The following is a 24,191-nucleotide window of genomic DNA, read 5'->3' on the forward strand; positions in this document are numbered from 1 at the left end:
TGGCGTTATAACGTGACGGTGGCTTGCCAGTAGGCCACCCAACGATCCGGTTGCAGGCTGTCTGGGTGCGTCAGCGGTTTACCGACGGTGACCGCCTGATTGAACCAGCGGCCGCTTAGCGTGGCGCCCAGCGCCGCCCCGACGACGCTGCCGCCGTCTATCTGCCCGGCGCGCCCCTGCAGCCAGCCGGCGTCTAACGCGCCGGTCAAAGAAAGCTCCCCCAGCCTCGGCAAGGTCTGCCATTGCCAGTTGAGTTCATTGCGCCAGTAGGCGCCGCGATTACCGGTCAGGTACTGCTCTTTAAAGCCACGCACCGAGTATTGCCCGCCGATGGAAATGCGCTCCCCGGCATACAGGTTGTCTGCGCTGGTTTGCCCATAGGCCGAGGTCAGGTAGTAGAGGGAGGGTGCGAGCGGATAGAAATAACTGGCGCCGAGGCCAAGCTTGCGGAACTCGCTGCGCGGCGCTCCGTCGCGCTCCGGATCGTCGGCGGTGGCGCCCAGCATGCGCAGCCCGCGGCTTACCGTCGGGTTCAGCGTCATATAGCCGCCGCCCGCGACCGCGCTGTAATTGAGGCCCAGGCTGGCAATGCTGAGCGTCGGGCTGCTGACGCCCAACCGTTCACCCGCCAGCTTATTTTCCGTGGTGCGCCGCGCCAGCCCGATATCGACGGCCAGCTTGCGTTTGCCATCCCGCAGCAACGTGCGGTTGGCGCCCAAACGCTGGGTCTGGTTATTGCCTTGATAGCGGTAAGCCGCGCCGTTGAATGGCACCTGCTGGAAAAAATCGTTCCAGGCGTACTGGTAGCTGAACAGCCAATAGCCATAGGGTAAGGTGACGCTGCCGTTCAGGCTGCGGCTGCGATGATGCGGGCTGAAATCGTTATTGCGCGCTGCGGAGAGCGACCACTGGTCGGCCAGGCGCAGCGGGTTGTCCAGCACCACGCCGGCATTCATCTGCCCGGTGCCGGTGCTTTTCTGGCCGCTGTTATCGGCGCCGAAAGAGAAAGAGACCGGTGTGCGCGTGGCGCCACGCAGCAAAACCACGTTGGAAAAGCCGGGTTGCTCGCCAGGTTGGATATCGATAGTCACCTGCTGCGAAGCCAGCCGGTTGAGCTGCTCCATGCCCTGCTCGATATCGCGCAGATTCAATATGCCACCAACCAGACCGGGGAACGCCATCTTCAACGCCGGCGTCTGTTCGCCGCTCTGCGTGATGGACTCGATTCGCCCCTCGCTGGCGCTGACGATCAACACGCCGCGGGAAATATCCTGCTCCTGCAGCCAGGCCTGCGAGGTGACATAGCCGCGTTGCAAATAAGCATTGGTGGTTTCGCGCACCAGGCGGTTGATGTGCTCCAGCGTCAGGCAACGCCCCTGATACGGGCGCGCCAGGCTTTCTTTTACCGACCAGGAAAGATGTTCGGCGCCCTGAAAAACGATCTGCCGCACCGTTTGGCAAACCGCCCCTGCGGCGGCCGGCTCAGGCAGCGGTAACGCCGGCAGTTCAACGCTATTTTGCAGCGCCTCGCGTTGCTGCTGCGCCTGTTCCAGCAACGTTTTCTGCTGTTGGGTAATGCTGTCGCGGTCAGCAGGGCTGGTGATTTCCGCGCACCACGCAGAGCTGCAAAACGCCAAGAGCACAGGCCAAATCCTCAGCTTCCATGCACACATTTAAACACATCCATTTACGTTAACTTACATACCTTAGCGAAGTATATACAATTTACGCCGCAAATCAACGATAATGAGAATCACTTCCATTTAATCAAAGTCACAATGTGACAAAAAATGCAGATATGCCACAACCACCGTGTCTTATTACCCAGAGTGCATTTAATTAATATTAAAATTAAAAAAACAAATAATAAGAGCAAATAAATTCAATATTAAAATAACACATTCAATATCGACAAAAACAAACAAGCAGAGTTTACAAAGTTAACTCGTCATTTTATCTTGGTCGTTCTATTCGCATAATTAATTCATAAAAAACATAGTTATTAATTAACCAATAAAGAAAAACAATATCGGGAATAGCCTCATGTTTAACCGTGATATAGAACTGTTTATTCGAGATTACGTTAATGATATCAAAGCCGGCAGCGCTGCGCTGTTTGCCGGCGCCGGGCTGTCCATCCCCGCCGGTTTCGTTAGCTGGAAAGAGCTTATCGGCGATATCGCTTATGAACTGGAGCTGGATATCGAAAAAGAGAGCGATCTTATTTCTCTGGCGCAATATCACCTCAATGAAAAAGGCAACAGACATAAGATAAATCAAAAAATAATTACAGAATTCGCTGAACAGGCGGAAGAAACAGAAAACCACCGGATTATCGCCAGATTACCGATAGCGTCACTTTGGACCACTAACTACGACGACCTGATTGAAAAAACCTATGCCCGTTATAATCGCGTCTGCGACGTCAAAACCACGCCGGAAAGCCTGACTAATAACATTCATAAACGTGATGTTGTTTTATATAAAATGCATGGTGACTATAGAAATCCCAACCAGGCGATTATCACCCGCGAACAATACGAAACTTACTCCCGTACACACCTTCCTTTTATCAACATGCTGATGGCGGAGCTGACTGCCAAAACCTTCCTGTTTATCGGTTTCAGCTTTGAAGACCCCAACCTGCAATATGTATTGAGCCGCCTTTACGCACAGTACGGCGAAGGGCAGAGAAACCACTACTGCATCATGCGGCGCGTCCAGCTCGGCGACAGCGGCAGCGAGGATCAGGCGTCTTGCGATTACAACAGCCGCAAACAAGGCTTGATGATTAACGATCTGCGCCGTTACGGCATTCAAACGCTGTTGGTGGATGACTATCGGCAAATCACTGACCTGCTGTATGCCATCGAAACGCAGTTCAAGAAAAGCACGGTGTTTATCTCCGGCAGCGCCGACAACTACCAGCCCTATGCCCGTGAAGAGTCCATCCAGTTCATACATCGTCTGGCGCGCCTGCTTATCCACAAACAGTATCGCATCGTCAACGGTTTCGGCTGGGGCGTAGGCACAGCGGTGATCAACGGCGCATTGGAAGCCATTTACGACAGCCAAGGAAAAATCAGCGAAAGCCAGCTGGTGCTGCGTCCTTTCCCCCAATTCGCCAGCGGCGGCATTACCCTACCGGCACTTTGGCACGAATACCGTCAGAACATGATTTCGCTCAGCGGCATCGCAATCTTTTTGTTCGGCAACAAACGCAACGCCGAAGGCGAATACGTGCTGGCCGACGGTTTATTGAAAGAGTTCCAGATCGCCACGGAACAAGGCTGCGTCTGCATTCCTATCGGTTGTACCGGCAGCGCATCTGCCGAGATCTACCGAAAAATCAAGGAGGAGATGAAAGAAACCCTCTACTACCGCAACCCCGCCGCCATGAATCTGCTGGATCAGCTTAACGAACCGGGCAGCCTGGCGGAGAAGAAAAAAAGCCTGTTGGCGCTTATCGATATCATTACTAAGGATAACCCCCGATGACCAGAAAATGTTTTTACAGTTTCCATTATGAGCCGGACAACTGGCGCGCTTCTCAGGTACGCGAAATGGGCTCGCTGGAAGGTAACCGGCCAGCCACGGATAACGATTGGGAGGAAGTGAAAAAAGGCGGTGACGCCGCCATCGCCGCTTGGATCAAGGGCCAGTTGGACAATCGCAGCTGCGCCGTGATTCTCGCCGGTAAAGATACCGCTGATCGCAAATGGATTAATTTCGAAATATGCGAGGCTTGGAAAAAAGGCATGGGCGTGCTGGTGGTGTATATACACAATTTGAAAGACAGCGCCGGCGACCAAACCACGAAAGGTAAAAACCCGTTGGATCACATCAAGCTGGGTGACGCAAAGCTTTCCACAATCGCCAAAGCCTATGATCCGCCTTATTCGACCAGCACCAATGTCTATAACCATATAAAAGACAATTTGGCTGAGTGGGTAGAAGAAGCGATCCGCATTCGTAAAAATTACTGACGCCCCTGATAGACAAAAGGCTGCACGGTTGTGCAGCCTTTCGTTTGTTCATAGCCCAAACGGCCTCAACCATACCGCCCGGTAATATAATCCTCGGTGCGGCGCTGGCGCGGCGACGTGAAAATGGCGTCGGTGTCGTTGTACTCCACCAGCCGCCCCTGATGAATAAAGGCGGTGTAGTCGGAGACGCGCGCCGCTTGCTGCATGTTGTGCGTCACCAGCACCACGCTATAGCGCTGCTTGAGTGCGGAAATCAGCTCTTCGATGGTCAGCGTGGAGATCGGATCGAGCGCCGAGGTCGGCTCGTCGAGCAGCAATACTTCCGGCTCGATGGCGATGGCGCGCGCGATCACCAGGCGCTGCTGCTGGCCGCTGGACAAGCGGAACGCATTTTCGCGCAGCCGGTCTTTTACCTCATGCCACAACGCGGCGGCGCGCAGTGAACGCTCCACCGCTTCATCCAGCAAGCGCCGGTCGCGCACGCCCTGCAGCCGCAGGCCGTACACCACGTTTTCATAGATCGATTTCGGGAACGGGTTCGGCCGTTGGAACACCATGCCCACCCGCCGCCGCAGCGCCGCCACGTCGATCTGCGCGCCGGAGATCGCCGCGCCGTTCAGCTGCAGATCGCCCTCAATGCGGCAGTTGTCCACCAGATCGTTCATGCGATTGAAACAGCGCAGCAGCGTCGATTTGCCGCAGCCCGAAGGGCCGATCAGGGCCGTCACCCGATGTTTCGGGATACGCAGCGAAATATCGTGCAGCACCTGTTTGTCACCATAAAACAGGTTCAGGCCGTTGACCGCCAGCGCGGTCTGTTCATCGTCGAGATGCTGGACATCCAGCCGGGGCAAACTACCTGGCGTCATCAAACCCATTACGCACTCCCCAAAAATAGCGTCATTGTTACTGCGACCATGCTCGGTACCGCTCCCTCAACGAATGGCGGATGCCCATCGCCGCCAGATTCAAACTCACCACGATCGTCACCAGCAAGAAGGCGGTGGCGAACACCAGCGGCCGGGCCGCCTCTACGCTCGGGCTCTGGAATGCCATATCGTAGATCTGGAAGCTCAAATGCATGAACTTCCGCTCCAGGTGCAGATACGGGAAAATCTCGTCCACCGGCAGCACCGGCACCGATTTCACGACCCCCACCAGCATCAGCGGCGCGGTCTCCCCGGCGGCGCGCGCCACCGCCAGGATCAGGCCGGTCATCATCGCCGGCGCCGCCATCGGCAGCACGATGCGCCACAGCGTCTCGGCCCGGCTGGCGCCCAGCGCCATCGAGCCCTGCCGCAGCGAGGCGGGAATGCGCGACAGCCCTTCCTCGGTGGCGACGATCACCACCGGCAGCGTCAGCAGCGCCAGCGTCAGCGCCGCCCACAGCACGCCGGGCGTGCCGAAGGTCGGGTTGGGCAAAGATTCAGGATAGAACAGCTGATCGAGCGTGCCGCCGATCATATAAACAAAAAAGCCGAGGCCGAAGACGCCGTAGACGATCGAGGGCACGCCGGCCAGATTGACCACCGCGATGCGGATCACCCGCGTCAGCAGATTATTGCCGGCATATTCGTGCAGATACAGCGCCGCGATCACGCCAAACGGCATCACCACGATCGACATCAGGATCACCATCAACACCGTACCGAAAATAGCCGGGAACACCCCGCCTTCGGTATTCGCCTCGCGCGGGCTGTCGGTGAGAAACTTCTTCACCTGCTCGCCCCAGTGCGTCAGCTTCTCGGTGGTGCTCATGGCGTTCGGGTACCAGGCATCGCGCACCTGGCTGAGCGGAATGGTCAACGTCTGCCCGTGCATGTCGCGCAGCAGCAACGCGTCGCGCTGGCGATCGCGGTTCAGCCCCGCCAGACGTTCGGACAACAGCTGATACTGCCGCTGCAGCTCCAGCCGTTCGGCCTTGATGGCGTCCTGTGCGCGGGCGTCCAGCTTATCGTCGCGCTGCAGGCGCTTTTCCCGCAGCCGCAGCGCGTCAAACTGCTGATTGATGCGCGCCATGTCGCGGAATTGAATGTCGTGCGCCTGGCGCGAGAGCGCGGCGATTTGCGGCAGGCGCTGCTGCAACGCCTGCCCCAGATTGCGGCCGGTCAGTGGTTGCCCGTCTTCCAGCAGCCCCGCCAGATAGCCGTAAGCGGTGCCGTGGCTGTCGCGTTCCAGCACCAGCAGGCTGCGCGGCGTGCTTTGGCTGCGGATATCGCTGGCCAGCAAGGTGCGGAAATCCTGCCCCTCGCGTTCGCGGTTGCCGACCTTAATCAGATAACGTTCGACGTTCTGCGCCTCGCCCGGCGGCGTGACGCCCGCCTCGGCCAGTTGGCGCCGGGAAATGCTTTGTTGCTGGTACAACTCACCGATCACCGTCACCGGCCCAGCGCCGTTCTGATTCAGTTCGAACTGATAAACCGGGCTCGGCCAGAAATAGCGCATCCCCTGCCCGGCCAGCAGTAGCAGAATGCCGATCAGCGCCAACAGGCTGACGGCCACCGAACCGGCGGTCAGCCACACCCACGGCGACCCACTCTTCACCCAGCTCTTCATGGCGCCTCCTGATTCGGCGTGTAACGCTTACGCAACCGCAGGCGCACCGCCTCCGCCAGCGTGTTGAACACGAAGGTGAAGACAAACAGCACCAGCGCAGTCAGGAACAGCACGCGGTAATGGCTGCTGCCGGAAACCGCCTCCGGCATTTCAATGGCGATGTTGGCCGCCAGCGCGCGCAGCCCCTGGAACAGGCTGCCGTCGATAATCGGCGTGTTGCCGGTAGCCATCAGCACGATCATGGTTTCCCCCACCGCGCGGCCAAAGCCGATCATCAGCGCGGAGAAAATGCCGGCGCTGGCGGAAGGCAGCACCACCTTGATCACCGTCTGCCATTGGGTGGCGCCCAGCGCCAAAGAGCCCTGGCTCAGGGTGGCCGGCACGCTGAACAGCGCGTCCTCTGCCAGCGAGAAGATGATCGGCACCAGCGCGAAGCCCATCGCCACGCCCACCACCAGCGCATTACGCTGGTCATAATTATCCCCCAGCCAGAAATGCAACGGCTCACCAAACAGCGCCACCTCCAGCCACGGCCCCAGGCTGAACGCCAGCCACACCGTCAACGCCAGCAGCGGCAACAGCAACAGCAGATCGACGCCCGGCCGGCAGCGCGGCATAAAACGATGGGTCAACGCGCCGCACAGCAACACCGCCGCCGCCAGCAACAGCGGCAACGCCAGCACCGCCAACAGATACTGCTCGATGATCGGCGCCAGCCAGATGCCTGCCACCAGCCCGATCACCACCGTCGGCAGCGCGCCCATCACTTCGATAGCCGGTTTGATCACCCGCCGTAGCCCCGCCGTCATAAAGTAAGCGGTATAGATGGCGCCGGCCAAGGCCAAGGGTATGGCGAACAGCATCGCGTAAGCCGCCGCCTTGAAGGTGCCGAAGATCACCGGCATCAGGCTGAATTTGGGTTGGTAGCTGTCTTCGCCGGAGGTGGACTGCCAGACGTAGGCCGGCTGCGGGTAGTTCTCATACCACACCTTGCCCCACAGCGAACGCCAGGTGACGTCCGGATACGGGTTGTCGAGCGCATAGCGCTGCCAGCCCTGCGCGCTCTCCAGCAGCAGACCATCGCCGCGCGGCGCGAACGCCATCTGCCGCACCTCGGCGCCCAAACGGGTATTCAGCAGCGGCTGCGGTTGAATGGCGGAAAATAACGAGAAGCCGCCATCGGGCCGCAGAGTGGCGAACACACGGCGGTAAGGCTCGGCCACCGTCAGCTCCTGCCCGTCAGCACCGTGATCGAAATGCTGCACCGGCGTCAGGCGCCAGCGCTGCTCTTTTTCTACTTCGAACCACTCGCGCAGATTGCCGTCGGCGCCCTTGATCAGCAGCGCGCTGCCGCCGGGCAGCGCCGTCATCTGATACGGGGCATGTTCGCCAAGGGTACGCGTTTCACGCAGCTGCAGCTGCGCGCCGTCGATCTGATAACGCGCCAGCCGGTTGCCGGTCAGCAGGTAAAGCTGGCGGCCATCCGGCGTCAGCACCAGTTGCTCCTCGTCGTGCTCCAGCGGACGCTCGCTGAACTGCGGCGACCGGTCGGGGCTGAAGCGGCCGAACACCAGGCGCCGATCGTCGGTCACCCCGGCCAACAGATACTGCCCGCGATGCGCATCCGCCAACGACAGCAGTTTCAGCGGTTTGTTCTGCGGATCCAGCGCCAATGGCTGTTGCCCAAGCGGGAACTGCCACTGCGGCCGGCCGTTTTCCGCCGTCGCGAAGTCCGCGCGTGCCACCACCAACCGGCCGTTGGCCTGCGCCAGCGCAAACAGATCGCGCTCTCCGGCAGCCTGCGCGAGCAGCGCCGGTTTGGCCAGCAGCGTCTGCTGCACCAGCGGCGTCTGGGCCTGGCCGCTCGGCGCCGGCGTCAGACGATAAAATTGCCCCGCGCCCTGCGCGTCGATGCGATAACCCACGCGCTGCTGCACGTCCATGCCCAGCGCCAGCGCCGGGGCCGACACCGCGATCGGCAGCGGCTGAGCCTGCCCAAGCGAGGCCGGTTTGAACAGCGGCAGCACCGCAAACAGCAGATAAACGAAGATCAGCATCAACGTCATCAGCACCATCAGCCCGCTGGCGGTCACTGCCGCCTGCACGCCGCGGTCGATGCGCCCGCGCATGCGATCTCGGGGATGTTGATTGGCCGTCGTCTGTGTCATGTGTCTCGCTGTCGCTGATGTAATCGGGCTTACGCCGTAAGATAACCGGGCATCTTATGTCAGTTTTATGACGTTTGCATGACAAAGTTACCCGACTCAACCCAGGTTTTTTACACTGCCAACAGACAATATGAATTTGATATATTGCTGAAAAATGACCATAAACACGCTTTATAACGCCAAGAATAAGCCTGCTAGCCGTCATTTCATGCTGATCGTTTTACTGCCGAGCATCCCGCCGCGGGGAAAATTTATTGCCGCCGAAAAACGCCGCGCGCCAACGCAATGGATATGTTGGACTTTCCTGTCAATCTCTCGCAATAATGATGAAGGACACTAGAGCGGCATCCGGGCGCTGCGTCCCGGATCCTATTCTAAATTTGAACTGGAGTGGCAATGGGTCAGGAAAAGCTCTACATCGAAAAAGAACTAAGCTGGTTATCCTTTAATGAACGCGTGTTGCAGGAAGCCGCAGATAAGAGCAATCCCCTGATTGAACGTATGCGTTTTCTGGGCATTTACTCCAACAACCTCGACGAGTTCTATAAAGTCCGCTTCGCCGATCTCAAACGGCGCATCCTGATCAGCGAAGAGCAAGGCTCCGCCGGTTCCTCGCGCCACCTGCTGAAAAAGATCCAGGCCAAGGTGCTGAAAACCGATCAGGAGTTCGACGGCCTGTACAACGATCTGCTGCTGGAAATGGCCCGCAACCAGATCTTCCTGATCAACGAACGCCAGGTGTCCGAGAACCAGCAAATCTGGCTGCGGCAATATTTCAAACAGCATCTGCGCCAGCACATCACGCCGATCCTGATCAACCACGACACCAACCTGGTGCAGTTCCTGAAAGACGACTACACCTATCTGGCGGTGGAGATCATCCGCGGCGCCCGCACCGACTATGCGCTGCTGGAGATCCCGTCCGACAAGGTGCCGCGCTTCGTCAATCTGCCGCCGGAAGCGCCGCGCCGCCGTAAGCCAATGATCCTGCTGGACAACATTCTGCGTTACTGCCTAGACGATATCTTCAAGGGCTTCTTCGACTACGATGCGCTCAACGCCTATTCGATGAAAATGACCCGCGACGCGGAGTACGATCTGGTCACCGAAATGGAATCCAGCCTGCTGGAACTGATGTCCTCCAGCCTGAAACAGCGCCTGACCGCCGAGCCGGTGCGCTTTGTTTATCAGCGCGACATGCCGAACGAAATGGTGGAACTGCTGCGCGGCAAGCTGGGCATCTCCAACTACGATTCGGTGATCGCCGGTGGCCGCTACCACAACTTCAAAGATTTCATCAGTTTCCCGAACGTCGGCAAGGCCAATCTGGTCAACAAGCCGCTGCCGCGCCTGCGCCACATCTGGTTCGACGGTTTCCGCAACGGCTTCGACGCCATTCGTGAAAAAGACGTGCTGCTCTACTACCCGTACCACACCTTCGAGCACGTGCTGGAGCTGCTGCGCCAGGCGTCGTTCGATCCGAGCGTGTTGGCGATCAAAATCAACATCTACCGAGTGGCGAAAGATTCGCGCATCATCGAATCGATGATCCACGCCGCGCACAACGGCAAGAAGGTCACGGTGGTGGTCGAGCTGCAGGCGCGCTTCGACGAAGAAGCCAACATTCACTGGGCGAAGCGCCTGACCGAGGCCGGCGTACACGTGATCTTCTCCGCGCCGGGCCTGAAAATCCACGCCAAGCTGTTCCTGATTTCACGCCGTGAAGGCGATGACATTGTGCGCTATGCTCATATCGGCACCGGCAACTTTAACGAAAAAACCGCGCGCATCTACACCGACTATTCGCTGTTGACCGCCGATTCACGCATCACCAACGAGGTGCGCCGGGTATTCAACTTTATCGAGAACCCCTACCGGCCGGTCACCTTCGACAACCTGATGGTGTCGCCGCAGAACTCGCGCCTGAAGCTGTATGAGCTGATCGACAACGAAATCGTCAACGCGCAGGCCGGGGAACAGGCCGGCATTATGTTGAAAATAAATAATCTGGTGGATAAAGGACTGGTAGATCGGTTATATACCGCGTCCGGCGCCGGCGTGAAGATCCGCCTGCTGGTGCGGGGCATGTGTTCCCTGATTCCCAACCTGCCGGGGATCAGCGACAATATTCAGGTGATCAGCATCGTCGATCGCTTTTTGGAACACGATCGGGTTTACGTTTTCGACAATAAAGGTGACAAACGGGTGTATCTGTCCTCCGCCGACTGGATGACCCGCAACATAGATTACCGTATCGAAGTGGCGGTATCGCTGCTGGATCCGGCGCTGAAACAGCGCGTTCTGGACATTCTGGAGATCCTGTTCAGCGATACGGTCAAGGCCCGTTATGTGGATAAAGAACTGAGCAACCAGTACGTGCCGCGCGGCAACCGCCGCAAAGTGCGCGCCCAGGTGGCTATTTACGAGTATTTAAAAGCTCTGGAACAACCAGGACAGTAGGCCAGCAACTATGCCGCTAAAAAACACTGCATCGAACAAACCGCAGGAAATCGCCGCCATCGACCTCGGGTCGAACAGCTTCCACATGGTGATCGCCCGCGTCGTCAACGGCGCTTTACAGGTATTGGGCCGTTTGAAACAACGGGTACATCTCGCCGACGGATTGGACAGCAACAACGTACTCAGTGAAGAGGCGATAGAACGCGGCCTGGCCTGCCTGGCGCTGTTTGCCGAACGGCTGCAGGGCTTCCCGGCGGATAACGTCACCATCGTCGGGACCCACACCCTGCGTCAGGCGGTGAACGCCGAAGTATTCCTCAAGCGCGCCGCCAAAGTGATCCCCTACCCGATCGAAATCATCGCCGGTCAGGAAGAGGCGCGCCTGATCTTCATGGGCGTGGAACACACCCAGCCGGAGAAAGGCCGCAAGCTGGTGATCGACATCGGCGGCGGCTCCACCGAGCTGGTGATCGGCGAAGACTTCGAGCCGCTGCTGGCGGAAAGCCGCCGCATGGGCTGCGTCAGCTTCGCCCAGCTGTTCTTCCCGGGCGGAGAGATCAGCAAAAACAACTTCCGCCGCGCGCGGCTGGCGGCGGCACAGAAGCTGGAAACGCTGGCCTGGCAGTACCGCATTCAGGGCTGGCAGTACGCGCTGGGCGCCTCGGGTACCATCAAGGCCGCCCACGAAGTGCTGGTGGCGATGGGAGAAAAAGACGGTCTCATCACCCTGGAACGCCTGGAAATGCTCGCCGAACAGGTGCTGCAGTTCAAAAGCTTCGGCTCGCTGAGCCTGCCGGGGCTGTCGGAAGACCGCCAATCGGTATTCGTGCCGGGGTTGGCTATCCTGTGCGGCGTGTTCGACGCGCTGGCGATCCGCGATCTGCGCTTGTCCGACGGCGCGCTGCGCGAAGGCGTGCTGTATGAAATGGAAGGCCGTTTCCGCCACCAGGACATCCGCAGCCGCACCGCCAAGAGTCTGGCCGATCACTACAACATCGACCGCGAACAGGCCAAGCGGGTGCTGGAAACCACCGAACTGCTCTACTCGCAGTGGATGGCGCAAAACACCAAGTTGGCGCATCCGCAGCTGGAAGCTCTGCTGAAATGGGCCGCCATGCTGCACGAGGTGGGGCTGAGCATCAACCACAGCGGCATGCATCGCCATTCGGCCTACATTCTGCAAAACTCCAATCTGCCTGGCTTTAACCAGGAACAGCAGCTGCTGTTGGCGGCGTTGGTGCGTTTCCACCGCAAGGCGATCAAGCTGGAAGAGCTGCCGCGCCTCAACCTGTTCAAAAAGAAACACTACCTGCCGCTGATCCAGCTGCTGCGTCTGAGCACCCTGCTCAACAACCAGCGCCAGTCGACCACCACGCCGGAAACGCTGCGCCTGACCACCGACGACAACCACTGGACGCTGCGCTTCCCGGCCGGCTACCTGGCGCAAAACAACCTGGTGCAGCTGGACTTCGAGCGCGAGCAGGCCTACTGGAACGACGTCGTCGGCTGGAAGCTGCTGATCGACGAAGAAGGCTCGCAAGACGAACAGCGCTCCGCCTGATCCCCCGCCCCCTGCCAGCCAGGGGGTTTTTCTTTCCGCCCGCCTCGTCAACCTAAACGAAACCCTAATACGGCGCGCCGCCCGCCGGAAAAAAATGGACAACTTTTGTCATCAGCGCCTAAAATCCGGTTACAAATTCTCGAGCGAATAACACAGGACACCGGCATACCGGGTGATATATGCGCAAGAAAACCACCGGACAGATGACGAAGATAGTGTTGTTTATCAGCTTTATCATTTTAGTCGGCCGACTGCTGTACGCCGCCGTGGTGGCGGTGCCTCATCATCAGGAAAAAAAGCAGGCCGCTGCGCAAAACGCCGCCGAAGTCAGCGCGCCGCAACAGGACGCCTCCTCTGAATAACCGCCGCGCCCCGTCCGTTTCATAAAAATGACTCCGGCACTCGCTATGCTCTATCTTTTAATGAGCCTGCGTCAGGAACGCCGAGCGCCCGTTAAGGAACACCATGTCAGCCGCAACCCATAACGTCAAAAAAGTCGCTGAACACCGCCAGCGCATTCTTACTCTGTTGTTGAACAATAAGGAATTGGTCGACGGCATTCTCGGCCGGCCGGGGGATGAACACGCCCTCAGCCAAAGCGAACGGCTGAACCAAACGGCGGAAATTACCGGCCTGCTGGACGACATGCACGCCGCCGACCTGGCGGACCTGCTGGAAGCACTGCCGCAGGACGAACGCATGGCGCTGTGGCGGCTGGTGGGCAACAGCAAGCGCGGCCAGACGCTGGTGGAAGTCGCCGAGCCGGTCTGGGACAGCCTGATCGAGGAAATGAGCGACAAAGACCTGCTCAAGGCGATCAAAACGCTGGATGTCGACGAACAGGCCTACCTGGCGCAATACCTGCCGCGTAACCTGATGGGCCGGTTGCTGACCTCGCTGGAGCCGGAGCAGCGCGCCCAGGTGCGCGAGATGAGCCAATACGCCAAAGACAGCGTCGGCTGGATGATGGATTTCGAACTGGTGACGGTGCGGCCGGACGTCACGCTCGGCGCGGTGCACCGCTTTTTGCGCATGCGCAAAACCATTCCCGACGCCACCGATAAACTGTTCGTCACCGATCGCAAAAACACCCTGCTGGGCGAGCTGCCGCTGACCGCGGTGCTGCTGAACGACCCGGAGATCCCGGTGCGCGAAGTGATGGACAGCGATCCCGCCACCTTTCAGCCCGAAGACAAGGCCGATGATGCGGCCGGCGCCTTCGAACGTTATGACCTGATCAGCGCCCCGGTGGTTGATGCCAAAGGCAAACTGATGGGCCGCCTGACCATCGAAGAGATCGTCGACGCCGTCAACGAAGAGAGCGACACCAATTTGCGCCGTATGGGCGGTTTGAGCCCGGAAGAAGACGTGTTCGCCCCGGTCAGCAAGGCGGTCAAGACCCGCTGGGCCTGGCTGGCGATCAACCTCTGCACCGCATTCATCGCCTCCCGCGTGATCGGCCTGTTCGAACACACCATTTCCCAACTGGTGGCGCTGGCGGCGCTGATGCCGATCGTCGCCGGCATCGGCGGCAACACCGGCAACCAGACCATCACCATGATCGTGCGCGCGCTGGCGCTGCACCAGATCGAAGTCGGCAACATCTCGCGCCTGATGCTCAGAGAGTTGGGGGTGGCCATCATCAACGGCGTAGTGTGGGGCGGCATCATGGGCGTGATCACCTGGCTGCTGTATGGCGACGCGGCGATGGGCGGCGTAATGACGCTGGCGATGCTGCTCAACCTGCTGCTGGCGGCGCTGATGGGCGTGGTGATCCCGATGACCATGCTCAAACTGGGCCGCGATCCGGCGGTCGGCTCCAGCGTGCTCATCACCGCGCTGACCGACACCGGCGGCTTCTTCATCTTCCTCGGCCTCGCCACCCTGTTCCTGCTGTAAGACGCTCAAAGCCGGCCCCGCGCCGGCTTTTTCGTCATTCTGTCGCCGGGCCTGCGCTAATGCAGTAAAGTCGGCCCTCCCGGTAGGTTTTCCTCTCACGCTGTACTACCCTTTGCCAATAAATCGTCTTAATTCATTCACATCATGAATTCAATCACAGGCAGAGGCCATCGGTAAGGGTGTCTATGGAGATCAGCGCGCCGAACACGTTCGGCACACACAAAGGCGTCGTGCTGACGCATTCCCTGTTCGTGGCGCTGGCGACGTTTTTGCTCGCCTTGCTGAGCCTGTCGTTATCCAGTGAGGCTCATCACTTCACGCCGCTGTGGTTCCCGACCGCCGCCGCGATCGCCGTGCTGTATCGCCATCCCCCGCGTCATTGGGGTTTGCCGCTGCTGGCCAGCGGCACAGGCATCGTGCTCGCCAGCTTCCTGCTGTTCGGCCTCAGCGCCATTCCCGTCAAGCTGGCCGCCATCAACCTGCTGGAAGCGGCAGTGTGCGCTCTGCTGCTGCGCCGCACGCTGCCGGCGATCGATCCGCTGAGCGATCTGGGCTGTTGGCTGCGCTTCGTGGTCTGCGCGGTGATATTTACCCCATTGTTCAGCGCGCTGCTGGCCGCCGGACTGACCCCCACGCCGGACCAGACGTTTTGGCAATCGTTCGGCACCTGGTTCATCGCTGAGGCGATAGGGGTGCTGTCGCTGGCGCCGCTCGGGCTCACCTATCACCGCCGCCTGTTGGCTGGGCTGAATCCGTATCCGCTGCTGTTGACCCTGATGGGATCGCTGGCCTTCAGCTATCTGGCGCTGACGCATCTGCCCTTCCCCTTTACCTTCGTCATCCTGCCGCTGCTGTGGGCGGCTATCGCCCTGTCGCGCTTCGAAACCTTCACCGTCTGTTTCTGTACAATCCTGCTGATCACCGTCCTGCTGTCGCTGGGCCTGATGCGCCTTACGTCTTCCCGGCACACTTTCCTGGGCGAACTCGGCCTCTATCTGCCGATGTTGCTGATCCTGATCCCGGCGCACGCCATGGCGATGGTGATGCACACCTTCCGGGTGGAAAAGCAACATATCGTCGAGAGCGAAAGCCGCTTTCGCAGCGCGCTGGAGTATTCCGCCATCGGCATGGCGCTGGTGTCGCCGGAGGGCAAATGGCTGCAGGTTAACCAGGCGCTGTGCAAGCTGCTCGGCTATCCGCCCGAAAGACTTTATCGCCTGACCTTTCAAGAGATCACCCACCCGGACGATCTGAACGCCGACCTATCCCAACTGCACGAACTGCTCGACGGCCATATCAGCAGCTACACCCTAGAGAAGCGCTATATCCGCAGCGACGGCCAGACGGTCTGGGCGCTGCTGGCGGTCTCGCTGGTGCGCGACGGCGAAGGCCGGCCGTTGTACTTCATCTCTCAGGTGGAGGACATCAGCGACCTTAAGCGCAGCGAGGCGGAGAACAACCGGTTGGTGGAGCGCATCACGCTGGCCAACCAGGTGGGCGGCGTCGGCATCTGGGAATGGGTGATGGGCCAGGAAAACTTCACCTGGGATCAGCGCATGTTCGAACTCTACGATCTCACCCCCGACCAAACGCCGACGCTGGCGTTGTGGCGCACCCTGCTGGTGCCGGAAGATCGCGAGCGCACCGATCGCGAACTGGCCGAGCTCCTGGCGCAGCCGCGGCCATTCATCATGGAGTTTCGCATCACGACGCGTGGCGGCAAAGTGCGCCATATCCGCGGCCAGGGCAACGTGATCCTCGACGATCAGAGTCGGCCGCTGCGCCTGATCGGCACCAATATCGACATGACCGAGCTCAAGAGCCTCGCCGAGGCGCTGCACGAAGAAAAGGAGCGCCTGCACATCACTCTCGACGCCATCGGCGAAGGGGTGATCTCCACCGACAGCCACCTGCGTATCACCTTTATGAACCCGGTGGCGGAACAGATGTGCGGCTGGCCGCTCGAACTGGCGATCGGTATGCCCGTCGCCGGCGTGGTGCGCCTGACCAACGGCAAAGACGGCCCGGAAATCGAAAACCTCACGCAATACCCACGGCAGTGGCCGGCGGATTATGCGCTGGTGCTGCACAGCCGCGACGGGCGTTATTTCGACGTGCAGCAGTCGGTCTCACCGCTGAAAACCCTCGACGGGGAAACCATGGGTGCGGTGATGGTGCTGCAGGACGTCACCGCTTCGCGCGAACTGATGAAAAAGCTCAGCTACAGCGCCTCGCACGATGCGCTGACCGGGTTGCCGAACCGCACCCGCTTCGAGAAACAGCTGAAAGCGGCGATCGTCGCCGGCGGGGAACCGTCGTCGCCGCATTCGCTGGTGTTCCTCGATCTGGATCGGTTCAAGGCGGTGAACGACACCGCCGGCCATGCGGCGGGCGATGCCCTGCTGCGGGACATCGCCCAGCTGATGCGGCATCAGCTGCGCCATAGCGACTGCCTGGCCCGGCTGGGCGGCGACGAGTTCGGGCTGATCCTGTACGACTGCCGGCTGGAACAGGCCAAATCGCTGGTGCAGCAAGTGGTTAATCAAATCAGCCAGCACCCGTTCTACTGGGAAGGGAAGATTTACCGCGTCGGCGCCAGCGCCGGCATCACACGCATCAGCGCCGACGCCAAAAGCAGCGAACTGCTGGCGCAGGCCGATATCGCCTGCTACACCGCCAAGCACCAGGGGCGCGGCCAGGTTTATCTGTACGAAACGCGGCAGAAACAGCGGCTGGAGCGGCAGCACGAGGTGCTGAGCCTGCAGGAAGTGCAGACGATCATCAGCGAGGGGCAACTGCGGCTGCTGACTCATGCGGTCGCGCCGCCGGCGACGCCGCTGTCGGCCGCGTTTCACCAGGTGAAGCTGCAGGTGATGGCGCCGGACGAGTGCCCGCTGTCGCACGAGGCGTTCATCGCCGCCGCGCAGCTGTACGGCCTGATGCCGGACATCGACCGTTGGACGGCGGCGCAACTGCTGGTGAAATATGCCGACGACATCAAACGCAAAGGGCTGTCGCTCGCGCTGCCGCTGGCTATCGACAGTCTGCTCAGCGCCGACTTCCAGCGCGAGCTGACGGAAACGGTGCGCGCTTCCTCGCTGCCGCCGCAGGCGCTGCTGTTCAGCGTCGACGAGGCCGCGATACTGGAACACGCCGCGCAGTGTCGGGCATTTCTCCGCGAACTGCAGCAGCAGGGCTGCCGGCTGATCGTCAACGGCTTCGGGCATAACATCAATGCTTTCGATGAGCTCAGCGACCAGAGAATCGACATCATTCGCATCGATGAGCGCTTTATCACCAACGTGCACTGCAACCAGATGGACGAGCTGATGGTCGCGATGCTCAACGGCGCGGCGCATCGAATCAAGGCGCAGACGCTCGCCGGGCCGGCCCACCAGCCGGTGACGCTGCAGGCGCTGCGCGATATCGGCATCGATCTGGCGGACGGCGATCAGGTGGCGCTGGAGCAGCCGCTGGCGGTGTTGCTCAGCGACGGTTATTTCGGCATTCGCTAATCCCTCTTCCTCACCGGCGCCGTCGCACGGGCAGCGCCGCACTCCCCCGTATTTCACATTGTGTTAACCCATACGAGATTAGTGATATAAATAACACCTTAGGCTTAAACGATTAAGTAAGATGAATCGCCCATGCGAGTATCAGCGTATCCGTTGATTTTCCTCGACATGTGATGACTCAGGGATAAGGGACTATGGAAAAGAAATGGTTTTCCGCCAGGGAACTGATGGGGAAGGCGGGGTTGCCCTCAACCCCACAAGGAGTCAATTTGATGGCCCGGCGAGAAGGCTGGGTCAGTCGCCGCCGCAGCGGCGTACAGGGCAAAGCGCTGGAATACCATATCGACAGCCTGCCATTCGGCGCGCGCAGCCTCTCGGCGTTGCACGAGGCCGATCATCCGGACTACGACGTCAAACGCCAGGATCCAATACGGGTCTGGATCGAGTATTACTATCACCTGACGCCGGCCGAACGGGAAAAGCTGCTGGCGTTCCTGATGCGTGAAGGCATGAGCCGCTTGCTGCAGCTGATCGAGTCCCCCCGCTAGCCACGTTCAACTCTCCCCTTCCGGCGCCCAGCCGCCGTTGTGCCACAGGTGCAGCGTGGCGTAAGAGCGCCACGGGCGCCAGCGCTCGGCGTAGCGTTCAATCTGGCGCGGCGTCATGCCAGGGAAACGCTGTTTGATCAGGTAGTCGCCGGCCAGGAACACGTCCGGCCACGACCAGGCGCGCATCGCGATATAGCTGGCGGTCCAGTTGCCGATACCGGGCAGCGCGGTCAGCGCCTTGATGCCCTGTTCGATATCCAGCACGTTGTCGAGCTGCAGCCGCCCTTCGCCCAGCGCGCGGGCAATCTCGATCAGCGCCGCCGCACGCTTCACCTGCACCCCGAGCGGGCGCAGTTCTTCGGGCTGCAGCTGCGCCACCCGTCCTGCGGTGGGGAAAACGTGGGTGATGCCCTCATGCGGCGTCGCCAGCGCTTCGCCCCAACGTTCGGCCATCCGCCCGGCGAAGGTCGCCGCCATTTTCACGCTGACCAGTTGCCCCAGCACCGCACGCGTCGCCTGCTCGAAACTGTTCACGCAGCCCGGCAGGCGCAATCCCGGCGCATCGGCCGCCAGCGAGCCCAGCGCCTCATTAATGCGATCCGGCGCGGCGTCCAGATCAAACAGCAAGCGGACCCGGCGCAACACCTCCGTCGTCACCAAACTGAGCGTCGGCGCGATCTCGACCCGAACCCGATTGCGCGCCTCTTCCGGCTGCACGCTGAACCAGCCGCGGTGTTCAGTGCCACCCTGGCTGACGGCGATCGAGCGCAGGTAGCGGCGCCCCTCGACCCGCTCCACGCCCTGCACGGCGCGCGCCTGCAAGAAATTCAGCATGCGCGCCCAGTCATAGGGCGGCCGATAGCCCAGGTGAAACACCAACCCGCTGGCGGCCGCCCGTTCACCGCGCGCGCCGCCGCTGCGCAGCGCCGACGGGATCAGGCGGTAGCGCGCCTTGAACAGCTCGTTGAAACGCCGCAGGCTGCCGAAACCGGCGGCGAACGCCACCTCGCTGAGCGGCAGGTCGGTATCCGCCAGCAGACGCTTGGCCTGTAGCAACCGGTGCGACTGCGCGTAATCGATCGGCGAAGCGCCAAACTGTTCGGCGAAGATACGCCGCAGGTGGCGATCGGAAATGCCCAGCCGCGCCGCCAGCGCTTCGCAGCTGTGCTCGGACAGATAGCCTTGCTCGATGAGCTGCACCGCCACCTGGGCATAGCGGTTGCCCAGATCGATCAGCGCCAGGCCAGGGGCCAGTTCCGGTCGGCATTTGAGGCAGGGGCGAAACCCCGCCAGTTCAGCCGCCGCCGCGCTCGGATAAAAGGTGCAGTTTTCCCGCTTTGGCGTGCGGGCGCTGCACACCGGACGACAATAGATGCCGGTGGAAGAGACGCCGACGAAAAAACGGCCGTCGAATTTGCGGTCACGCGCGCGCAGCGCGTCGTACAACGCTTGCTGTTGAGTATTCATGGCAACGCTCGGGTTCGGTTTTTTCTGCATTATGGGACTCGGCTGGCGCGCTGACGTGCGGAATTCGGACATTAAGTTAAGCACGCCGCCGCCGCGCCCGCTAAATTTTTCGACACTCGCGCATTGGTGCATTGCCCGCCGGCCCCGTCTCGGGTAAAGTCGCCCCCCTTCATTGGCATGGGGACAAAAAAGAGATGTTTATTGGATTCGATTACGGGACAGCCAACTGTTCCGTTGCAGTGATGCGCGACCACGGCCCCGAGCTGTTGACGCTGGAAAACAACGAGCCGTATCTGCCTTCGATGCTGTGCGCGCCGACCCGCGAAGCGGTGAGCGAATGCCTGCACCGCCATTGGCAGGTGCCGACCGGCAGCGAAGAAAACCAGCAGCTGCTGCGCCGCGCCATCAGTTACAACCGCGAAGAAGACATTCCGGTCAACGGCGACAGCGTGCTGTTCGGCCTGCAGGCGCTGGCGCACTATATGGAAGATCCCGAAGAGGTGTACTTCGTGCGCTCGCCGAAGTCCTTCCTCGGCGCCAACGGCCTGAAACCGCAGCAGATCGCGCTGTTCGAAGACCTGGTGTGCGCCATGATGTTCCACATCAAACGCCAGGCGGAAAACGTGCTGCAGACCGGCATCGATCAGGCGGTGATCGGCCGGCCGATCAACTTCCAGGGCATCGGCGGCGACGAAGCCAACCGGCAGGCGCAGGGCATTTTGCAGCGCGCCGCCGAACGTGCCGGTTTCAAGGACATTGAATTCCAGTTCGAGCCGGTGGCGGCGGGGCTGGACTTCGAGGCGACGCTGAGCGAAGAGCAAACCGTGCTGGTGGTGGACATCGGCGGCGGCACCACCGACTGCTCGGTGCTGCTGATGGGGCCGCAGTGGCGCGACCGCGCCGATCGCCAGCAGAGCCTGCTGGGCCACAGCGGCTGCCGGGTCGGCGGTAACGATCTGGACATCATGCTGGCCTTCAAACAGCTGATGCCGCTGTTCGGCCTGGGCGGCGAAACCGCGAAGGGCATCGCCCTGCCGGCGCTGCCTTACTGGAACGCGGTGGCGACCAACGACGTGCCGGCGCAAAATGACTTCTACAGCGCCGCCAACGGCCGCGTGCTGCGCGATCTGATCCTCGACGCGGCGGAGCCGGAAAAGGTCAAACGCCTGCTGAAAGTGTACCAACAGCGCCTGAGCTACCGATTGGTGCGGGCGGCCGAAGAGAGTAAGATCGCCCTGTCCGGCCAAACGGCCATCAGCGCGCCGCTCAATTTCGTGCAGGCCGATCTGGCGGAGAGCATCAGCCAGGCTCAGCTCGCCGACGCCATTTCGCAGCCGTTGATGCGCATTCAGGAGCAGGTCAGCGCCGCGCTGGCCAGCAGCCAGACCGCGCCGCAGGTGATCTACCTGACCGGCGGCAGCGCGCGCTCACCCCTGCTGCGCGCCGCGCTGCAACAGCAGCTGCCGGGCATTCCGATCGTCGGCGGCAACGACTTCGGCTCGGTCACCGCCGGGCTGGCGCGCTGGGCGCAAACGCTGTTCCGTTGACAGCCCAAGGGCGCGGCTCGCCGCGCCCTTGTTCATTGGAGGCTATGTATCATGTCGACCATCCTTACCCTCGACAGCGCCAGGCTGCGGCTGCGCGCCTGGCGCGACGACGATCTGCCGGCCTTCGCCGCGCTTAACGCCGATCCGCAGGTGATGCGCTATTTCCCGGCGACGATGACGGCCGAGGAAAGCCACGCGCAGGCCGAACGCATCCGCGCCTTCATGCAACAACATAGCTGGGGGCTATGGGCGGTGGAAGTGAAAGGCGGCGCGCCTTTTATCGGTTTTGTCGGGCTGGCGCGGCCGGGCGACGATCTGCCTTGTGCCCCCTGCGTGGAGATTGGCTGGCGGCTGGCGGCGGCTCACTGGGGCAACGGCTACGCCGCTGAAGCGGCGCGCGCCGCGCTGGCGTACGCCTTCGACACGCTGCGCTTGCCGGAAGTGGTGTCCTTCACCGCCGAAAATAACCAGCCGTCGCGCCGGGTGATGACGCGCATCGGCATGCAGTTTGACGGCGAAACCTTCCTGCATCCGCGCCTGCCGACGGGCCATCCGCTGCAAAAGCACGTCTTGTATCGGCTGAACCGGCAAATGTGGCGCGAACGCCACGGCGATTAATACAGCGTATCCTTCAGTCGCTGCGGCAGCGCGCTGTCGTACTCCTCACCGTCGAAGCGCGTTTGGCTCACCGCGGCCAAAATATGGCCGGGGCTGGGCAGCGCCGAACGTTCGAGGCGGCTGCCCTCTTCCCACAATCCCGAACGCAAGATCGCCCGGCTGCACTGGAAGAACACCGCCTCCACCCGAATGCGCAGCACCGAACGCGGCAGCTGGTTGCGATGGACGAAGCGCTGCAGCATCGCCGGCGCCACCACGATTTCCGCCCGCCCGTTAATCCGCAGCGTTTCGCCGATGCCGGGGATCAGCAACAGCAGCGCCACCCGGTTGTCGTGCAGGATATTGCGCAGGCTGTCGATGCGGTTATTGCCGCGACGGTCCGGCAGCAGTAGGGTTTTCTCGTCTTCGATATGGATAAAACCGGCCGGATCGCCGCGCGGAGAAACATCCATGCCGTCCGGCCCGACCGTCGAGAGCGCGGCAAACGGCGCCGCCTCGATAAACGGGCGGTACGCCGGGTGAATATAGCTGACTTCTTTAAAAACCGAGGGCGCGGCGGGTTTGCCGTACAGCTGTTCCAGCGTCGCGAGGTCGTTGATGGTATCACCAGACATTGCGGGTTCCTGAATGGGCCATGTTAACCCCTTCAGCATAGAGCAAAATCGCCACCGGGTAACGCCCCCTACTCGGCGCTGGCGTCGTTCAGCGCCTGAATGTCGTCCGCATCCAGCGTCAGGCGGGTGGCGCTGACCAACTCATCCAGCTGCGGCAACGAGGTCGCACTGACGATCGGCGCGGTGATGCTCGGGCGCGCTATCAGCCAGGCCAGCGAAACCTGCGCCGGGGAGCTGCCGTGTTTGCCCGCCACCTGATCCAGCGCCGCCAGAATGCGGAAACCGCGCGGGTTCAGGTAGCGTTCGACGATGCGATCGCCGCGCTGGCTTTTGCCCTCGTCCGCTTTGCTGCGGTATTTGCCGGTCAGAAAACCACTGGCCAGCGCGAAGAAGTTGATCACCCCGAGGCCATGGCGCTGCGCCACGCCTTCCAGCTCGGCTTCATACCCTTCGCGCGCATACAGGTTATATTCCGGCTGCAGGGTTTCGTAGCGCGCCAATCCGTTGCTCTCGCTCACCCGCAGCGCTTCTTCCAGGCGATCCGCCTGATAGTTGGAGGCGCCGATCGCCCGCACCTTGCCGGCCTTGATCAGCGCATCGAACGCCGCCAGCGTCTCTTCCAGCGGCGTATCGCGGTCATCGTCGTGCGACTGATAAAGATCGATATAATCGGTTTGCAGGCGACGCAGCGAGTCCTCCACCGCCTGCTGAATATAGCGCGGCGACAGCCCCTGCTTGCCTTCGCCCATCGGTTTGCCCACCTTGGTGGCGATGATCACCTGGTCGCGCTTGCCGCTCTTCTTCAGCCATTCGCCGATGACGGTTTCCGATTCGCCGCCCCGGTTGCCCGGCGCCCAGCTGGAATAAACGTCGGCGGTATCGATAAAGTTGAGCTGATTGTCCACCAGCGCATCCAGCAGGCTGAACGAGGTCGCTTGATCCGCCGTCCAGCCGAACACGTTGCCACCGAAGGTTAACGCCGGCACCTGAATGCCTGAACGACCCAGTTGTTTCTTGCTCATCACAAAGGCTCCATGGGTTAAATGATTTGCCTGTTAATTATTAGCGCCAAATACAGGAAATCGTTAAAACGTATTGGCTATAAGCCGGAATAAATCACTTATAAACATAGCACGCTCAAATCACCCACTTATTAAGACAATGCTGACGGTTCCTCCATATTTCCTTCATTTTTATGCCGTCTTCGCTGGCTAAACTAGTATCCTGTAAGGAGTGTCATTTTTGTGGCAAT

At 60.7% G+C, this 24,191-nt stretch carries 17 protein-coding genes; 10 read left to right on the forward strand and 7 right to left on the reverse strand.

The features are described 5' to 3' along the window. Positions 1–5: 5 nt before the first annotated feature. Positions 6–1,673, reverse strand: coding sequence for a ShlB/FhaC/HecB family hemolysin secretion/activation protein (locus tag ACMGGW_RS16805; RefSeq protein ID WP_197832436.1), 1,668 nt, complete (start codon positions 1,671–1,673; stop codon positions 6–8). 370 nt (positions 1,674–2,043) lie between these two features. Between ACMGGW_RS16805 and ACMGGW_RS16810 the strand changes: the two genes are divergently transcribed. Together ACMGGW_RS16810 and ACMGGW_RS16815 are read left to right on the forward strand one after the other, a co-directional pair. Further along, the gene (locus ACMGGW_RS16810; RefSeq protein WP_049296091.1) at positions 2,044–3,498 is read left to right on the forward strand and encodes an SIR2 family protein; all 1,455 of its coding nucleotides are present in this window, start codon (positions 2,044–2,046) and stop codon (positions 3,496–3,498) included. Next, positions 3,495–3,986 (forward strand): TIR domain-containing protein, encoded by a 492-nt coding sequence (locus ACMGGW_RS16815; protein ID WP_049296092.1) that lies wholly within the window; start codon positions 3,495–3,497, stop codon positions 3,984–3,986. Before ACMGGW_RS16810 ends, ACMGGW_RS16815 begins: the two co-directional genes overlap by 4 nt. Positions 3,987–4,051: 65 nt before the next feature. Here the strand turns inward: ACMGGW_RS16815 and pstB are convergent, their stop codons facing one another. Genes pstB through ACMGGW_RS16830 form a run of 3 tightly spaced genes read right to left on the reverse strand, consistent with a single transcriptional unit; the run spans position 4,052 to position 8,710 of the window. Continuing rightward, positions 4,052–4,864: a phosphate ABC transporter ATP-binding protein PstB gene (gene pstB, locus ACMGGW_RS16820; RefSeq protein ID WP_019452422.1), complete on the reverse strand. Its 813-nt coding sequence runs from the start codon at positions 4,862–4,864 to the stop codon at positions 4,052–4,054. 28 nt (positions 4,865–4,892) lie between these two features. Next, positions 4,893–6,542, reverse strand: coding sequence for a phosphate ABC transporter permease PstA (gene pstA, locus ACMGGW_RS16825; protein WP_049209520.1), 1,650 nt, complete (start codon positions 6,540–6,542; stop codon positions 4,893–4,895). Then, positions 6,539–8,710, reverse strand: a complete 2,172-nt coding sequence (locus tag ACMGGW_RS16830; protein ID WP_197832435.1) for an ABC transporter permease subunit — start codon at positions 8,708–8,710, stop codon at positions 6,539–6,541. Before ACMGGW_RS16830 ends, pstA begins: the two co-directional genes overlap by 4 nt. Before the next feature lie 396 nt (positions 8,711–9,106). Between ACMGGW_RS16830 and ppk1 the strand changes: the two genes are divergently transcribed. From ppk1 to ACMGGW_RS16860, 6 genes are all read left to right on the forward strand, one after another. Then, positions 9,107–11,170 carry a polyphosphate kinase 1 gene (gene ppk1 / locus ACMGGW_RS16835; RefSeq protein WP_049204842.1) on the forward strand — a complete coding sequence of 688 codons (2,064 nt, stop codon included), beginning with the start codon at positions 9,107–9,109 and terminating at the stop codon, positions 11,168–11,170. Positions 11,171–11,180: 10 nt separating this feature from the next. Further along, positions 11,181–12,731, forward strand: coding sequence for an exopolyphosphatase (gene ppx / locus ACMGGW_RS16840; protein ID WP_025303850.1), 1,551 nt, complete (start codon positions 11,181–11,183; stop codon positions 12,729–12,731). Between the two features lie 179 nt (positions 12,732–12,910). Next, the gene (locus ACMGGW_RS16845) at positions 12,911–13,093 is read left to right on the forward strand and encodes a YfgG family protein (protein ID WP_004941600.1); all 183 of its coding nucleotides are present in this window, start codon (positions 12,911–12,913) and stop codon (positions 13,091–13,093) included. Positions 13,094–13,196: 103 nt separating this feature from the next. Next, the gene (gene mgtE, locus ACMGGW_RS16850) at positions 13,197–14,630 is read left to right on the forward strand and encodes a magnesium transporter (RefSeq protein WP_049204844.1); all 1,434 of its coding nucleotides are present in this window, start codon (positions 13,197–13,199) and stop codon (positions 14,628–14,630) included. A gap of 185 nt (positions 14,631–14,815) precedes the next feature. After that, positions 14,816–18,145 carry a diguanylate cyclase gene (locus ACMGGW_RS16855; protein ID WP_025303852.1) on the forward strand — a complete coding sequence of 1,110 codons (3,330 nt, stop codon included), beginning with the start codon at positions 14,816–14,818 and terminating at the stop codon, positions 18,143–18,145. Between the two features lie 194 nt (positions 18,146–18,339). Then, complete coding sequence (locus ACMGGW_RS16860; protein ID WP_025303853.1) at positions 18,340–18,693, forward strand: DNA-binding protein; 354 nt, start codon at positions 18,340–18,342, stop codon at positions 18,691–18,693. Positions 18,694–18,699: 6 nt separating this feature from the next. Here the strand turns inward: ACMGGW_RS16860 and alkA are convergent, their stop codons facing one another. Continuing rightward, positions 18,700–20,190, reverse strand: coding sequence for a DNA-3-methyladenine glycosylase 2 (alkA, locus tag ACMGGW_RS16865; protein ID WP_141998669.1), 1,491 nt, complete (start codon positions 20,188–20,190; stop codon positions 18,700–18,702). Positions 20,191–20,354: 164 nt separating this feature from the next. Here alkA and yegD point away from each other — a divergent pair, with 164 nt between their 5' ends. Continuing rightward, the gene (gene yegD, locus ACMGGW_RS16870; protein ID WP_025303855.1) at positions 20,355–21,707 is read left to right on the forward strand and encodes a molecular chaperone; all 1,353 of its coding nucleotides are present in this window, start codon (positions 20,355–20,357) and stop codon (positions 21,705–21,707) included. Between the two features lie 51 nt (positions 21,708–21,758). Next, positions 21,759–22,325 carry a GNAT family N-acetyltransferase gene (locus ACMGGW_RS16875; RefSeq protein ID WP_025303856.1) on the forward strand — a complete coding sequence of 189 codons (567 nt, stop codon included), beginning with the start codon at positions 21,759–21,761 and terminating at the stop codon, positions 22,323–22,325. On the opposite strand, the gene ACMGGW_RS16880 is transcribed toward ACMGGW_RS16875, so the two are convergent. Both ACMGGW_RS16880 and ACMGGW_RS16885 read right to left on the reverse strand, forming a co-directional pair. Next, positions 22,322–22,939: a pyridoxamine 5'-phosphate oxidase family protein gene (locus ACMGGW_RS16880; protein ID WP_025303857.1), complete on the reverse strand. Its 618-nt coding sequence runs from the start codon at positions 22,937–22,939 to the stop codon at positions 22,322–22,324. The genes ACMGGW_RS16875 and ACMGGW_RS16880 overlap by 4 nt on opposite strands. A gap of 68 nt (positions 22,940–23,007) precedes the next feature. Next, on the reverse strand, positions 23,008–23,961 hold the full coding sequence (locus tag ACMGGW_RS16885; protein WP_049204848.1) for an aldo/keto reductase: 954 nt from the start codon (positions 23,959–23,961) through the stop codon (positions 23,008–23,010). Between the last annotated feature and the right edge of the window lie 230 nt (positions 23,962–24,191).

Source organism: Serratia sp. BNK-4 (assembly GCF_048685115.1).
GTDB lineage: Bacteria > Pseudomonadota > Gammaproteobacteria > Enterobacterales > Enterobacteriaceae > Serratia > Serratia bockelmannii.